Origin of the sequence: Campylobacter concisus (assembly GCF_001891085.1) — a bacterium.
In the GTDB taxonomy this organism is placed as follows: Bacteria; Campylobacterota; Campylobacteria; order Campylobacterales; family Campylobacteraceae; genus Campylobacter_A; species Campylobacter_A concisus_O.
On the sequence record NZ_JXUP01000009.1, the window covers coordinates 25,737 to 37,803 of the forward strand.

Annotated in this window: 20 protein-coding genes; 18 read left to right on the plus strand and 2 right to left on the minus strand. The window is 37.4% G+C overall.

Annotated features, from left to right (window positions below; translation table 11 throughout):
* Nucleotides 1-14 precede the first annotated feature (14 nt).
* On the minus strand, nucleotides 15-1,109 hold the full coding sequence (locus TH67_RS08590; RefSeq protein ID WP_072595222.1) for an ATP-binding protein: 1,095 nt from the start codon (nucleotides 1,107-1,109) through the stop codon (nucleotides 15-17).
* 36 nt (nucleotides 1,110-1,145) lie between these two features.
* Complete coding sequence (locus tag TH67_RS08595) at nucleotides 1,146-4,130, minus strand: Eco57I restriction-modification methylase domain-containing protein (protein WP_072595223.1); 2,985 nt, start codon at nucleotides 4,128-4,130, stop codon at nucleotides 1,146-1,148.
* A 257-nt stretch (nucleotides 4,131-4,387) separates the two neighbouring features.
* On the opposite strand from TH67_RS08595, the gene rpsJ reads away from it, so the two are divergent.
* From rpsJ to rplR, 18 genes are all read left to right on the plus strand, one after another.
* The gene (rpsJ, locus tag TH67_RS08600; RefSeq protein WP_009295257.1) at nucleotides 4,388-4,696 is read left to right on the plus strand and encodes a 30S ribosomal protein S10; all 309 of its coding nucleotides are present in this window, start codon (nucleotides 4,388-4,390) and stop codon (nucleotides 4,694-4,696) included.
* 20 nt (nucleotides 4,697-4,716) lie between these two features.
* Complete coding sequence (rplC, locus tag TH67_RS08605) at nucleotides 4,717-5,295, plus strand: 50S ribosomal protein L3 (RefSeq protein ID WP_002941563.1); 579 nt, start codon at nucleotides 4,717-4,719, stop codon at nucleotides 5,293-5,295.
* Nucleotides 5,292-5,906 (plus strand): 50S ribosomal protein L4, encoded by a 615-nt coding sequence (rplD, locus tag TH67_RS08610; RefSeq protein ID WP_012140561.1) that lies wholly within the window; start codon nucleotides 5,292-5,294, stop codon nucleotides 5,904-5,906. Before rplC ends, rplD begins: the two co-directional genes overlap by 4 nt.
* Nucleotide 5,907: 1 nt before the next feature.
* Nucleotides 5,908-6,189, plus strand: coding sequence for a 50S ribosomal protein L23 (locus TH67_RS08615; protein ID WP_002941535.1), 282 nt, complete (start codon nucleotides 5,908-5,910; stop codon nucleotides 6,187-6,189).
* A 1-nt stretch (nucleotide 6,190) separates the two neighbouring features.
* On the plus strand, nucleotides 6,191-7,024 hold the full coding sequence (gene rplB, locus TH67_RS08620; protein ID WP_002941522.1) for a 50S ribosomal protein L2: 834 nt from the start codon (nucleotides 6,191-6,193) through the stop codon (nucleotides 7,022-7,024).
* Nucleotides 7,025-7,026: 2 nt separating this feature from the next.
* The gene (gene rpsS / locus TH67_RS08625) at nucleotides 7,027-7,308 is read left to right on the plus strand and encodes a 30S ribosomal protein S19 (RefSeq protein ID WP_002941639.1); all 282 of its coding nucleotides are present in this window, start codon (nucleotides 7,027-7,029) and stop codon (nucleotides 7,306-7,308) included.
* A gap of 11 nt (nucleotides 7,309-7,319) precedes the next feature.
* Nucleotides 7,320-7,652: a 50S ribosomal protein L22 gene (gene rplV / locus TH67_RS08630; protein WP_009295259.1), complete on the plus strand. Its 333-nt coding sequence runs from the start codon at nucleotides 7,320-7,322 to the stop codon at nucleotides 7,650-7,652.
* A 1-nt stretch (nucleotide 7,653) separates the two neighbouring features.
* The gene (gene rpsC / locus TH67_RS08635; protein WP_002941650.1) at nucleotides 7,654-8,352 is read left to right on the plus strand and encodes a 30S ribosomal protein S3; all 699 of its coding nucleotides are present in this window, start codon (nucleotides 7,654-7,656) and stop codon (nucleotides 8,350-8,352) included.
* A gap of 2 nt (nucleotides 8,353-8,354) precedes the next feature.
* Entirely contained in the window at nucleotides 8,355-8,780 is a 426-nt protein-coding gene (gene rplP / locus TH67_RS08640) for a 50S ribosomal protein L16 (protein ID WP_021091116.1), read from the plus strand.
* Nucleotides 8,767-8,961 carry a 50S ribosomal protein L29 gene (rpmC, locus tag TH67_RS08645; protein WP_002941625.1) on the plus strand — a complete coding sequence of 65 codons (195 nt, stop codon included), beginning with the start codon at nucleotides 8,767-8,769 and terminating at the stop codon, nucleotides 8,959-8,961. The genes rplP and rpmC overlap by 14 nt, the downstream gene beginning before the upstream one ends.
* 1 nt (nucleotide 8,962) lies before the next feature.
* On the plus strand, nucleotides 8,963-9,214 hold the full coding sequence (gene rpsQ / locus TH67_RS08650) for a 30S ribosomal protein S17 (protein ID WP_021091107.1): 252 nt from the start codon (nucleotides 8,963-8,965) through the stop codon (nucleotides 9,212-9,214).
* Entirely contained in the window at nucleotides 9,214-9,582 is a 369-nt protein-coding gene (rplN, locus tag TH67_RS08655; RefSeq protein WP_021091075.1) for a 50S ribosomal protein L14, read from the plus strand. The genes rpsQ and rplN overlap by 1 nt, the downstream gene beginning before the upstream one ends.
* Nucleotides 9,582-9,818, plus strand: a complete 237-nt coding sequence (gene rplX, locus TH67_RS08660; RefSeq protein WP_002941666.1) for a 50S ribosomal protein L24 — start codon at nucleotides 9,582-9,584, stop codon at nucleotides 9,816-9,818. Before rplN ends, rplX begins: the two co-directional genes overlap by 1 nt.
* A gap of 5 nt (nucleotides 9,819-9,823) precedes the next feature.
* On the plus strand, nucleotides 9,824-10,369 hold the full coding sequence (gene rplE, locus TH67_RS08665; protein ID WP_002941643.1) for a 50S ribosomal protein L5: 546 nt from the start codon (nucleotides 9,824-9,826) through the stop codon (nucleotides 10,367-10,369).
* Between the two features lies 1 nt (nucleotide 10,370).
* Entirely contained in the window at nucleotides 10,371-10,556 is a 186-nt protein-coding gene (locus tag TH67_RS08670; RefSeq protein WP_002941532.1) for a type Z 30S ribosomal protein S14, read from the plus strand.
* A 9-nt stretch (nucleotides 10,557-10,565) separates the two neighbouring features.
* Nucleotides 10,566-10,961, plus strand: a complete 396-nt coding sequence (gene rpsH / locus TH67_RS08675) for a 30S ribosomal protein S8 (protein WP_021091129.1) — start codon at nucleotides 10,566-10,568, stop codon at nucleotides 10,959-10,961.
* A 190-nt stretch (nucleotides 10,962-11,151) separates the two neighbouring features.
* Nucleotides 11,152-11,688 (plus strand): 50S ribosomal protein L6, encoded by a 537-nt coding sequence (gene rplF, locus TH67_RS08680; protein WP_054197279.1) that lies wholly within the window; start codon nucleotides 11,152-11,154, stop codon nucleotides 11,686-11,688.
* A 10-nt stretch (nucleotides 11,689-11,698) separates the two neighbouring features.
* Complete coding sequence (rplR, locus tag TH67_RS08685) at nucleotides 11,699-12,055, plus strand: 50S ribosomal protein L18 (protein WP_072595224.1); 357 nt, start codon at nucleotides 11,699-11,701, stop codon at nucleotides 12,053-12,055.
* Nucleotides 12,056-12,067 lie beyond the last annotated feature (12 nt).

Below are 12,067 nucleotides of genomic sequence, written 5' to 3' on the forward strand. Positions count from 1 at the left end.
ATAAAGGTTTAAATTTATAAACCTAGACTCCACCTAGAAAATGGCAAAATTTCACATTTTATGCCCTCAAGGCTAAGCTCAGCTTGGTTTGCGACGCTGATTATCTGAAGCTTACTTACACCTAGCTCTTTTAAGCTTGCATGGAGTTTTTTAAATTTCAAAAAGATGATCTCTGGCGCAGAAAACGGCACACAGATGATTGCAATCTTCCTTTTATTAAGGAAGAAATCAATCTCTTTTGTGTAGTAAATTTCATCTTTAAATTTAAGCAATTCGCAAAAAACTACATTTGCAAAGACAGCTAAAAAATCCTTTTTTAGATACAAAGCGTTACGAAGTGCAAAATTTGTAAAGTAGAGCTTTTTGCTCGTGCTGCTCTCATCTAAATTTGGTACTAATTCTATAAAGCCATTTTCATTAAGGCTGGCTACCGCGTTATAGACACTATCTTTTGAGATTTTCATCTGTTCTTTTAGGTTTTTGTAGATACCAAAAGTACTAAGCACATCGTGGCATTTTGGAGCACATTCTTTTAAAATCGCAATGCTTTGCTCGCTTAAATTTGCTTTTAAGAGCTGCTGCAAGTGCGCTGTGACCTCACTCGAGTCCAAAAAAGCACTTGCTATCTCGTTGCCGTGAGCCAAAAAATAGCTAAAAAGCAGGTCTTGATCCAAATTTTTCTTAAAAAATAGTATAAATTCCTCGTAATCGAGATAGTTTAAATTTATGCGAGCAAAGCCGTCAATCGTGAGTGAAAATTCCTTGCTTGTAAGGATGATATTTTCAAGTGTTGCGCCCTTTAAAAAGCTTAAATTTATAAGATCAGTGGCTTGTAAATTTTCAACTGCGAGCACCTTTATCTGGGTATTTTTTTCTAAAAATTCTTTTAGATTTGCTAAAAGTAAGGCTCTGTCTATCCTTAGATCGTCTAAATTTACATAAAGTCTCTCCTCGCTTTTATAACGGCTCAAAAACTCATAAACAAGGGCTGTTTTGCCACTTGAAATGGCGCCTATTATAAGCGTCTTTGGCGAGATGATTTCGTATTTTCTGGGGATAAATTTACTTGATTTAAGCGGCTGATTGTAATAAAGCTCTAATTGGTTCATTTTTTCCCCTTTGTAAGATGTATATGTAAATTTTTGTTATACCGTCAATTTCCCCCCCCCTGTTATAAGCGCGATCTCATCGCTTGTTAGTTCATAAAGCTCAAAAACAAGTTTGTCTATTTTTTCGTCACTTGCTTTGATTTTGTCGTTTAGCGCGTCGATATTTTCTTTGGCTTCTAGCTTTTCATCAAGGCTTAAAGTAGGTATGTGCTTCTCGTAAAGCTTGATTTTTTCATTGGCTTTTAAAATTTCATCGACCAAATTTATTATCTCGTTTGCTAAATTTTCATTTTGTGGCGTGATTTGTGGGATAGGTAAAATTTCTAATCGATTTATTTTTATTTCGCCTTCAAGTCCGCCTCCAGCATAGAAAAAGTTAAAAATTTTATAAACAGCTGTTGAATTTAAAAAGGCTAATAAAAATTTTAAATTTTCGCCAGTTATGCAATATACAGTATTGTCTGGAATATTATTATTTATATCGTAAGCAAATTTTGGGCTTTGCACCATTCTGGCACATAAAATTTTCTCTTTTTCGAATTCCTCATAATAAGCGATGTTATCTTGCGTCTCAAACCATTTATTTGATGTTTTTTTGCGGCATTTTTTACCATTTATGGTTTCGCCACTTTGTGCTATATAAGGCAAGAAATTTTGTAAATATCCCTTAAGGCTTGGAAAAATTTCAATATCTATCTTTAACGCTGGAAATGTGCAAATGAGCCACAGCCCAGCCCACTCATAGTCATAACGCTTTATATCTCGACCTCGTAAGATCGGTCTAATGAGCTTTTGCGTCCGTTCTCTTTCTTCTCCAATGCAAGTGCTTAAAATTTTGTCACGAGTTTTGCTATCAATAATGAAAGCTTCGTTTAGCCCACTTTTGACACCATAATTGATATTCACACCCCAATCTTTTAATGGCTTTGCGACTTTTTCGATCTTGCTTTTTAGCTCAAATTTGCTCTTATCAAGAAAAGTGAAATTTGTTTTGTTTAGCGTGGATTGTGGTATTTGGATAAATTTTTGTGTTTTTAAATTTATGGTGCTTGAAGCTAGGAAATTAAATTTTGAATTTTCACCAGCTCTTATTTTTCTAAAAATAGTAATCGCACTATCTACGCTCGCATCTTCAAAAACTTTAACCCCAGCAAAATCAATAATGTGTGTTATTTGCGTATTTTCTAATATAAATCTGCGTAAATTTTCACCATAGCTGGCACGGAAAAATTTATTTGAACATATAAAACCTAAAAGCCCATTTTCTTTTAGATGTGTAATGCCAAGCTCATAAAAATAGACAAACAAATCAGCTGTGCCACTATAAACTTTATATTCTTGTAAGGCAGGCTTTTGCTCTTTTATCGCCTCTTGTCTGACATAGGGAGGATTGCCTATAACGACATCAAATTTAAAGTCAAAAGGAAATTCTAAAAGCGAGTTTGCTGCTACTAAATTTTTACTAAGATCTGTCAAAACTCGCCCCTTTGCAGCTGTGCGGAGCCAAAGAGATAGCCTAGCGATCTCGACTGCATCGGCATTTATATCTACGCCGTAAAGATTATTTTCTAAAATGGTGCTTTCTATATCGTAAAGTCCCAAGCCCTCGCCCTCATATACTTTGCGGTAAGTGTCTAATGTGCCATGCTCGCTAATTAGAAATTCTAAAGCTTGGTTTAAAAACGCACCAGAGCCACAAGCTGGATCAAGTATCTTAAGGGATAAGAGCCACTTGCGGTAAGCATAAATTTTGTCTTTGATCTCACTTTCTGCTTTGGTTAATTTTTTGGGATTTTTTGGTGCTAATAGCTCATTTAGATCAAGCCCTAGCTCATCTTTTTTGGCTTTACAAAGCGCACCAAGCGAATTTTCAATTATAAATTCTGTTATAAACTCTGGTGTATAAAATATGCCATCTTTTTTGCGTTTGCTCTGTTTGGCATCAAATTCATTACCATTTATTTGCGCATTTAGCTCTTCAAGGTCGTTTAGTGAGCTTTCAAAGATATGTCCTAGGATATTTACACCGATGTCGCTTAAAAAGTCATAGTCACTTAAAAACTGCGCTTCAAGCACGCTATCGTCTATCTTTAGTGCATCAAGCTCAGTATCTGTGGCAAAAAGTCCGCCATTGTAGCGTTTGATATCAAGACGTTCACTGCCTTCATCAATGGCTTTAAAGTAAATTTTGTAAAAGTCATAAAAACTAAGCTCAGTAACTTGGTTTTGAAATTTATCTTTTATCTCGGCTATCGTGCGAAGTCTTAGTAGTCCGCGGTCTTCAGCAAATAGTATAAAGACAAATCTATCACATAGTTTTTGAGTTAGGCTTAAAAGCCTATTTTTATCAATGCTAGTATTGTTTTTGCAAATATTTTTTAAAAGAGTGAGTCTAAATGCGCTAAAGTCTTTATAAAATTTATTTGAAATTTCGCGCTCGTGAGTGGCAAATTTCTCTTTTAGCTTTAGCGGCAGATCCGTGCTAATGCTCTCAAAGCTAAGCAGCAAATGAAGTCTTTTAAACTCGTCAAAGCTTGCTGTAAAAAGGTCAAATTTTTCAAATGTTGTTTTATTGCCGATGTAAAAACGCAGTTCATTAAAATTTGAAACAACGACATATTTGGCATTTTCATGCGAGATAAAATAGCGAAAGGCTTGATCTACCGGGCTAAGCTCGCGGTTGGACGGAGTTTTATCAAGATGCTGTGTGGTCTGATCTTTTAGCTCGATCACGCATCTAACTTCGCCATTTATCAGTATCGCCCCATCTGCTTTTTTGCCGTCAGTTTCGTTCTTTTTCTCGCGCTCAAGGTTAAAAGTTGTAGGATTAGTAGTGTCCAAAGTGTAGCCAAGGCAGTTTTCAAAGATATCTTTTAGAAACTGCGTTTGAAATTTCTCTTCTTTGAAACTCTTAATGTCGCTAGCTTTTGCCTGATACATTTGCAAATTTACATAACGCCTTTTAAGCTTTTCTTCGTCTTGATCTTGAGTTAATAAGAATTTTGTATTAAAGATCGGCATCTTTTCTCTTTAAAATTTTAATTTCTTGGAATTTTATCTTTTTAAATTTTATATCTTCCTTATTAAAAGGAAATAATTAATAAAAATTCATCAAAAAATAACGTTTTTCTTGACAACTATAATAGCTTTTTTGTAAAATCGCGTTCTCTTTACGAAAAGACAAGCGTCTTTGCTCGTACGATCGCTTGATCCTATGCGAGTTATTTTGATGTAAAGAGGTCGCGAGTTTGCGACAAGTTCTTTTTAAAGGAAAACACATGGAAAGAATCAGGTTAAAGCTAAAAGCTTACGACCATAGAGTTCTAGACCGCACTGTTGCAGCAATCGTAGAAGCTGTCAAACGAACAGGTGCCGACGTTCGTGGCCCGGTACCAATGCCTACAAAAATCAAACGCTATACAGTCTTAAAATCTCCACACATCAACAAAGACTCACGTGAGCAGTTTGAGATGAGAATACACGCTCGTATGCTTGACATCGTAGCTGCTACTCCAGAAACTGTAGATAGCCTAACAAAACTCGACCTAGCTCCAGAAGTTAATGTCGAAGTTCGTGCGATGAAATAAGCGGACAAAAGGATAAGAGTATGGAATATATTGTAGAAAAAATAGGCATGAGTAGAACGATTGCCACGAAGAGTACGCCAGTTACACTACTTAAGCTAGTTGAGGCTAAAGTATGTGAGATCGACGAAAACAAACGTGCTATCGTAGCGTATGCCCACACTAAAGCAAACAACAAAGCTATCGCTGGTCAGCAAAAGAAATACAATCTGACTGCAGAATTTAACAAATTTGCTACGCTTGAAGTAGCTAATAGCGAAGTTGGAAACCTAGACTTTACACCATTAAATGAGGCTAAAATTTTAAAAGTTAGCTTTAACTCAAAAGGCAGAGGCTACCAAGGTGTCGTAAAAAGACATGGTTTCGGTGGTGGTCCAAAAAGCCACGGCTCACGTTTCCACAGACGCCACGGTTCAATTGGTAACTGCGAATGGCCAGGTCGTGTTCAACCAGGTATGAAAATGGCAGGACACATGGGCAATGAGAAAGTTACTGTTAAAAACGAGCTAATAAGCTTTGACGCTCAAAATGGCATCGTAGTTGTAAAAGGTTGCGTTCCTGGTCACAATGGTGCAATGGGTAAAATAAGGATTGTAAAATGAGTAAAATTCACGTATTAAACGATAAATTTGAAAATTCAGGCGAGTTAGAGCTTCCTGCAAGCTACGCTGAAGTAAATCCGCACAACCTATATCTTTATGTAAAATCTTACCTTGCTGGTATAAGAGCAAATTCGGCTCATACTAAAAGCCGTGCTTTTGTAAGCGGTGGTGGTAAAAAACCATGGAGACAAAAAGGACGTGGTGGTGCAAGAGCGGGTTCAACTAGAACTAACGTTTGGGTAGGCGGTGCAGTTGCATTTGGTCCAACAAACGAGAAAAACTATTTTCAAAAAGTCAATAAAAAACAAAAAAGACTAGCTCTTGAGTACGCTTTGGCAGTAAAAGCACAAGATGGTAAAATTTTCGCAGTAGATAGCATCTCAATCGAGTCTGGAAAGACAAAAGATGCAGCTAATATCATCAAAAATTTAAAAGTAAAAGACGCGCTTATCGTTAAAGATTTACTAGACGATAAAACACTACTTGCTTTTAGAAATTTAGCAAACTGCTATGTAGTAGATGCAAATGAGGTAAATGCTTATCTTGTCTCTACATTTAGTTCGGTTATTATTGAAAAAGCTGCACTAAAAACTATAACAAAAGAGGGCTAAAATGGCGGATATAACTGATATCAAAACAATTATTTATACAGAAAAAACTCTAGGCCTTCAAGAACAAGGCGTTGTTGTTATCCAAACTTCACCAAGAGTTACAAAAAACAGCTTAAAAGCGGTTTTACAAGAGTATTTTGGAGTAACGCCTGTTCGCGTAAATTCACTTAGAATTAGCGGCAAGGTTAAGCGTTTTAGAGGAAGAGCAGGCCAACGTGACGAGATAAAGAAATTCTACGTTAAGTTACCTGAAGGCGTAAGCCTAGAAAATACGGAGGCGTAAGATGGCTATAAAATCATATAAACCATATACACCTAGTCGTAGATATATGACTGGACTAAGCTCTGAAGATATAACAGCTAAACCAAGCGTTAGAAGCTTGCTTGTTAAACTACCTGCAACTGGCGGTAGAAACAACAATGGTCGTATAACTTCAAGACATAAAGAAGCAGGTGCAAAAAAACTTTATCGTATCATCGACTTTAAACGTCGCAAATTTGGTATAGAAGGTAAAGTTGAAGCGATCGAGTACGATCCAAACAGAAACTGCCGTATCGCTCTTATAGCTTACAAAGATGGCGAAAAACGCTATATCATTAGACCAAATGGCCTAAATGTTGGCGACGTTATCGCATCTATCGATGAGGGCTCACTAGATATTAAACCAGGCAACGCTATGAAATTAAGATTTATCCCAGTTGGTACTATCGTTCATAACGTAGAGTTAAAACCCGGCAAAGGCGCTCAGATAGCTCGTTCAGCTGGCGGTTATGCTCAGCTAATGGGTAAAGAAGAGAAGTATGTTATCTTAAGAATGCCAAGTGGCGAGATGAGACAAGTACTAGCTGAGTGTATGGCAAGTATCGGTGTAGTAGGCAACGAAGACTGGGCTAACATCACTATAGGTAAAGCTGGACGTAATCGCTACCGCGGTATCCGCCCACAAACACGTGGTTCTGCTATGAACCCAGTTGATCACCCACACGGCGGTGGTGAAGGTAAGAAAAATTCAGGCCGTCACCCAGTTACTCCATGGGGTAAACCAACTAAAGGTGCTAAGACTCGCCGTAAAAAAGCTAGCGATAAGCTTATAATTTCAAGAAGGAAAGGAAAATAGAGATGGCAAGATCACTCAAAAAAGGTCCTTTCGTAGATGATCATGTAATGAAAAAAGTTATTGCCGCAAAAAATGCAAACGATAACAAACCAATCAAAACTTGGTCAAGACGTAGCACGATTGTACCTGAAATGATTGGACTAACATTTAACGTTCACAATGGCAAGAGCTTTATTCCTGTATATGTTACAGAAAATCATATAGGCTATAAACTTGGCGAATTTGCTCCAACACGCACATTTAAGGGTCATAAAGGCTCAGTGCAAAAGAAAATCGGCAAGTAAGGGAAGATAATATGAGTAAAGCAATTATAAAATTCGTAAGACTTTCTCCTACAAAAGCAAGACTTATAGCAAGAGAAGTTCAAGGCATGAATGCCGAGCTAGCACTTGCAAGCTTGCAATTTATGCCAAATCGTGGTGCTAAATTTATAGCAAACGCTATTAGCTCAGCAGTAGCAAATGGCGGATTTGAGCCAGAAGAGGTTGTAGTAACTAGTTGCCGCGTTGACGCTGGTCCTGTATTAAAGAGATTTAGACCAAGAGCAAGAGGAACAGCGAGCAAAATTCGCAAACCTACTTCTCATGTAATGGTAGAAGTATCTAAACCTGAAAAGAAGGAAGCATAATATGGGACAAAAAGTAAATCCAATAGGTCTTAGACTAGGAATTAACCGCAACTGGGAATCTAGATGGTTTCCAACCAAACAAAGTCTTCCTGAAAACATCGGTGAAGATTATAAAATTCGTGCATTTTTAAAGAAAAAACTTTACTATGCAGGAATTAGCCAAATTCTAATCGAAAGAACGGCTAAAAAACTTCGTGTAACCGTAGTTGCAGCTCGTCCTGGTATCATCATCGGCAAAAAAGGTCAAGATGTTGAAAACCTAAAGAACGAAGTTAGCAAACTTATCGGCAAAGAAGTAAATGTAAATATCAAAGAAGAAAGAAAAGCTCAAGCTTCAGCTCAACTTGCTGCTGAAAACGTAGCTATGCAACTTGAAAAGCGTGTCGCATTTAGACGTGCTATGAAAAAAGTTATCCAAGGTGCTCAAAAATCAGGCGCTAAAGGTATCAAAATTTCAGTTGCTGGTCGTTTAGGTGGCGCTGAGATGGCAAGAACCGAGTGGTATCTAGAAGGTCGCGTTCCGCTTCATACTCTTAGAGCAAAGATTGATTACGGTGTAGCTGAGGCTCATACGACTTATGGAAACATAGGTATTAAAGTATGGATTTTTAAAGGTGAGGTTCTTCAAAAAGGTGTTCAACCTGAGAAAACCGAAGAAGAAGCACCTAAGAAAACACGTAGAGCAAGAAGAGGTAAATAATTATGTTGATGCCTAAAAGAACGAAATTTCGTAAGCAAATGAAAGGTCGCAACCGTGGTTATGCGACTCGTGGAGCATCTTTAGCAACTGGCGAATTTGCACTTAAAGCTGTTGAGGCTGGTAGAATAAATTCTCGCCAAATAGAAGCTGCTCGTCAAGCTCTAACTCGTCACGTAAAAAGACAGGCTAAAATTTGGATTAGGGTTTTCCCTGATAAGCCACTTACTAAAAAACCTCTACAAACTCGTATGGGTAAAGGTAAGGCTGGAGTTGAAGAGTGGGTTATGAATATCAAACCTGGTCGTATAATATTTGAAATGGCTGGTGTTAGCGAAGAGTTGGCTCGTGAAGCTCTAACTTTGGCTTTACACAAACTTCCTTTCAAATCAAAATTTGTAACGCGAGAGAGTGAAAATGAAATATACTGAGTTAAAAGATAAGAGCGTTGCAGAATTAAACGCGTTGCTAAAAGAGAAAAAGGTGCTTTTATTTACTTTAAGACAAAAGCTAAAAACTATGCAGTTAAGCAACCCTAATGAGATTAGTGCTGTTCGCAAAGAGATAGCTCAGATCAACACTGCAATTAGTGCAACAAGACAAGGGGCGTAAAATGGCATTAAAAAGAGAAATTCAAGGTGTTGTTTTACAAAAAGCTGGAGATAAGACAGCTACTATTTTGGTAGAAAGACGCGTTATGCACCCAAGATACCATAAATTTGTAAAACGCTTTAAAAAGTATTTAGTTCACGATGAGAAAAATGAGACAAGAGCAGGCGATACAGTTGTTGCGATCGAGTGCAGACCACTTTCAGCTCGCAAGAATTTTCGCTTAAAAGCTGTATTAGCAAAGGGAGTTGAGTAATGATTCAAAGTTTTACAAGACTTGCAGTTGCTGATAATAGTGGTGCAAAAGAGTTAATGTGTATAAAAGTTCTTGGTGGCAGCAAAAGACGATACGCTACACTTGGCGATATTATAGTTTGCTCTGTTAAAAAAGCTCTTCCAAATGGTAAGATCAAAAAAGGGCAGGTTGTAAAAGCTGTTGTTGTAAGAACTAAAAAAGAGGTTCAAAGAGATAATGGTTCGCTAATCCGCTTTGACGAGAATGCAGCTGTTATACTTGATAGCAAAAAAGAGCCAGTCGGCACTCGTATTTTTGGACCAGTTGGACGTGAAGTTAGATATGCTAACTTTATGAAGATTGTTTCGCTAGCTCCGGAGGTTTTATAATGGCTAATGTAAAATTTAAAGTCAAAAAGGGCGATACTGTTAAGATCATCGCTGGTGACGATAAAGGCAAAACTGGTAAAATTTTAGCAGTTCTTGCAAAAAAAGGTCAGGTTATAGTTGAGGGATGCAAAATAGCTAAAAAAGCTATCAAACCAAGCGAAAAAACTCCAAATGGTGGTCACGTAAATAAAGAGATGCCAATTGACATATCAAATGTCGCGAAAGTTGAAGGATAAGAGATATGAGTAGATTAAAAGATAAATTTAACGAAACTATCAAGCCAGCTCTCGTAAAAGAATTTGACATCAAAAATCCAATGCTTATCCCTGCGCTCGAGAAAATCGTGATCAGTGTAGGCGCTGGAGACTCTGCTAAGGATCAGAAAGTGCTTCAAAATATGGCTGATACCATTTCACTTATCGCTGGACAAAAAGCAGTTATCACTGATGCTAAAAAATCAGTTGCTGGCTTTAAAGTTCGCGAGGGTTTTCCTGTTGGTATCAAAGTAACTTTGAGAAAAGAGCAAATGTATGCTTTCTTGGATAAGCTAATCAGCGTTGCTCTTCCAAGAGTTAAAGACTTCCGTGGTCTTCCAAAAAATGGTTTTGACGGACGTGGAAACTATAACTTCGGTCTTAGCGAGCAGCTAATGTTTCCAGAGGTTGAGTATGATAAAATTTTACGAACTCATGGTATGAATATTACGATTGCTACTACGGCTAAAAATGATAAAGAGGCATTCAAATTGCTAGAGCTATTTGGTGTGCCGTTTGCAAAAGGAAAGTAAAATGGCAAAGAAATCAATGATAGCAAAAGCTGCACGCAAGCCAAAATTTGCGGTTCGTGGCTATACTAGATGCCAAATTTGCGGTCGTCCGCACTCTGTTTATAAAGATTTTGGAATTTGCCGTGTTTGCCTAAGAAAAATGGCTAACGAAGGCCTAATACCTGGTCTTAAAAAAGCAAGTTGGTAAGGAAGAGAAATGTTAAACGATTTAATATCAGATGGATTAACACGCATTAGAAATGCAAGTATGAGAAAGCTTGAAACTGCGAAATTGCTTCATTCTAAGGTTGTTGAGGCTACTCTTTCTATCCTTGCAGCAAAAGGCTATGTAGAGAGCTACAACGTTATCGAAGAAGGTAACAAGAAATTTATAAACGTAGTTTTAAAGTATGATGAGTACGGCAGAAGCGTTATAAACGAGCTTAAAAGGGTTTCAAAACCTGGTCGTCGTGTTTATCAAGGCAAAGACGACATTAAGCGTTTTAAAAATGGTTACGGAACAGTTATCGTTAGCACAAGTAAAGGCGTTATGAGCGGTATTGAAGCAAGTAAGGCTGGCGTTGGCGGCGAAGTTCTTTGTACGGTTTGGTAATAAACTGCATTAAACGCTATTTAACCTTATGATTTTAAGGTTAAATTTTTAGCTTGGTAAAATTTTAGATTTTGCCAAAGCTAAATTTAGAAATTCAAATGAAGGTTTCGTCAAATTTGACGATAAAATTTACGGCATTGTGGTGTTTATTCGTAAATGTAGGAACACCCTAGACAAGTAAAGGAAAAAAATGTCACGTATTGGAAAACAGCCTATCGCTATCCCAAGTGGTGTAGACGTTAGCGTTGAAAATAATGTCCTAAAATTTAAAAAGGGCAATCATATAAAAGAGCTTGACACAAAAGGTCATGTTGATGTCAAGGTAGAAAATGGCCATATAGTTTTTGCTCCAAAAGGTGAAGATCGCCAAAGTAGAGCTTACTGGGGAACATATAGAGCACTTGCTAATAATATCGTAACTGGTATCACTGCGGGATTTACTCGCCAGCTTGAGATCAACGGCGTTGGTTATAAAGCAGCTGCAAAAGGTAAAATTTTAGAGCTTTCTCTTGGTTTTTCACACCTTATCAACTATGAGCTACCAGCAGGCGTTGAAGCTAGCGTTGAGAAAAACGTTATTACTATCAAAGGCGATGACAAACAAGTAGTAGGACAAGTGGCTGCTCAAGTTAGAGGATTTAGACCACCTGAGCCATATAAAGGCAAAGGCGTTAAATATCTAGAAGAACGCATAATCCGCAAAGCGGGCAAGACATCTAAGAAGTAAGGAGCGGTAAATGACAGCAAAAGTACTAAAAAGAAAAATCGCTCTTAGAATTAAGAGAAAAAGAAGAATCAGAGGTAAAATTTCTGGTATTGCAACTTGCCCAAGAGTTTCTATTTTTAAATCAAACAGAACTCTTTATGTTCAAGCGATTGACGACGTTACAGCTACTACACTAGCTGCAGTTGATGGTAGAAAAATAGGCATAAAAGCAAATAAAGAAGGTGCGGTCACTTTAGCTAAAGAATTTGCTAAGGCTTTAAAATCTAAGAAGATAGATGTTGCAGTTTTTGATAGAAATGGTTATTTGTATCATGGTGTTATTGCAGCATTTGCTGAAGCTTTAAGAGAAAATGGCATCAAGCTATAACCCAAAGGAAAA

Excerpts from the sequence above, each read along its gene's own strand:
- rpsS (WP_002941639.1), top strand. The coding sequence starts at position 7,027 with ATGGCAAGATCACTCAAAAAAGGTCCTTTCGTAGATGATCATGTAATG.
- rplR (WP_072595224.1), top strand. The coding sequence starts at position 11,699 with ATGACAGCAAAAGTACTAAAAAGAAAAATCGCTCTTAGAATTAAGAGA.
- rpsJ (WP_009295257.1), top strand. The coding sequence starts at position 4,388 with ATGGAAAGAATCAGGTTAAAGCTAAAAGCTTACGACCATAGAGTTCTA.
- rplE (WP_002941643.1), top strand. The coding sequence starts at position 9,824 with ATGAGTAGATTAAAAGATAAATTTAACGAAACTATCAAGCCAGCTCTC.
- TH67_RS08595 (WP_072595223.1), bottom strand. The coding sequence starts at position 4,130 with ATGCCGATCTTTAATACAAAATTCTTATTAACTCAAGATCAAGACGAA.
- rplV (WP_009295259.1), top strand. The coding sequence starts at position 7,320 with ATGAGTAAAGCAATTATAAAATTCGTAAGACTTTCTCCTACAAAAGCA.
- rplB (WP_002941522.1), top strand. The coding sequence starts at position 6,191 with ATGGCTATAAAATCATATAAACCATATACACCTAGTCGTAGATATATG.
- rplN (WP_021091075.1), top strand. The coding sequence starts at position 9,214 with ATGATTCAAAGTTTTACAAGACTTGCAGTTGCTGATAATAGTGGTGCA.
- rpsC (WP_002941650.1), top strand. The coding sequence starts at position 7,654 with ATGGGACAAAAAGTAAATCCAATAGGTCTTAGACTAGGAATTAACCGC.
- rplX (WP_002941666.1), top strand. The coding sequence starts at position 9,582 with ATGGCTAATGTAAAATTTAAAGTCAAAAAGGGCGATACTGTTAAGATC.
- rplD (WP_012140561.1), top strand. The coding sequence starts at position 5,292 with ATGAGTAAAATTCACGTATTAAACGATAAATTTGAAAATTCAGGCGAG.
- rplP (WP_021091116.1), top strand. The coding sequence starts at position 8,355 with ATGTTGATGCCTAAAAGAACGAAATTTCGTAAGCAAATGAAAGGTCGC.
- rpsQ (WP_021091107.1), top strand. The coding sequence starts at position 8,963 with ATGGCATTAAAAAGAGAAATTCAAGGTGTTGTTTTACAAAAAGCTGGA.
- rplC (WP_002941563.1), top strand. The coding sequence starts at position 4,717 with ATGGAATATATTGTAGAAAAAATAGGCATGAGTAGAACGATTGCCACG.
- rpmC (WP_002941625.1), top strand. The coding sequence starts at position 8,767 with ATGAAATATACTGAGTTAAAAGATAAGAGCGTTGCAGAATTAAACGCG.
- TH67_RS08670 (WP_002941532.1), top strand. The coding sequence starts at position 10,371 with ATGGCAAAGAAATCAATGATAGCAAAAGCTGCACGCAAGCCAAAATTT.
- TH67_RS08590 (WP_072595222.1), bottom strand. The coding sequence starts at position 1,109 with ATGAACCAATTAGAGCTTTATTACAATCAGCCGCTTAAATCAAGTAAA.
- rpsH (WP_021091129.1), top strand. The coding sequence starts at position 10,566 with ATGTTAAACGATTTAATATCAGATGGATTAACACGCATTAGAAATGCA.
- TH67_RS08615 (WP_002941535.1), top strand. The coding sequence starts at position 5,908 with ATGGCGGATATAACTGATATCAAAACAATTATTTATACAGAAAAAACT.
- rplF (WP_054197279.1), top strand. The coding sequence starts at position 11,152 with ATGTCACGTATTGGAAAACAGCCTATCGCTATCCCAAGTGGTGTAGAC.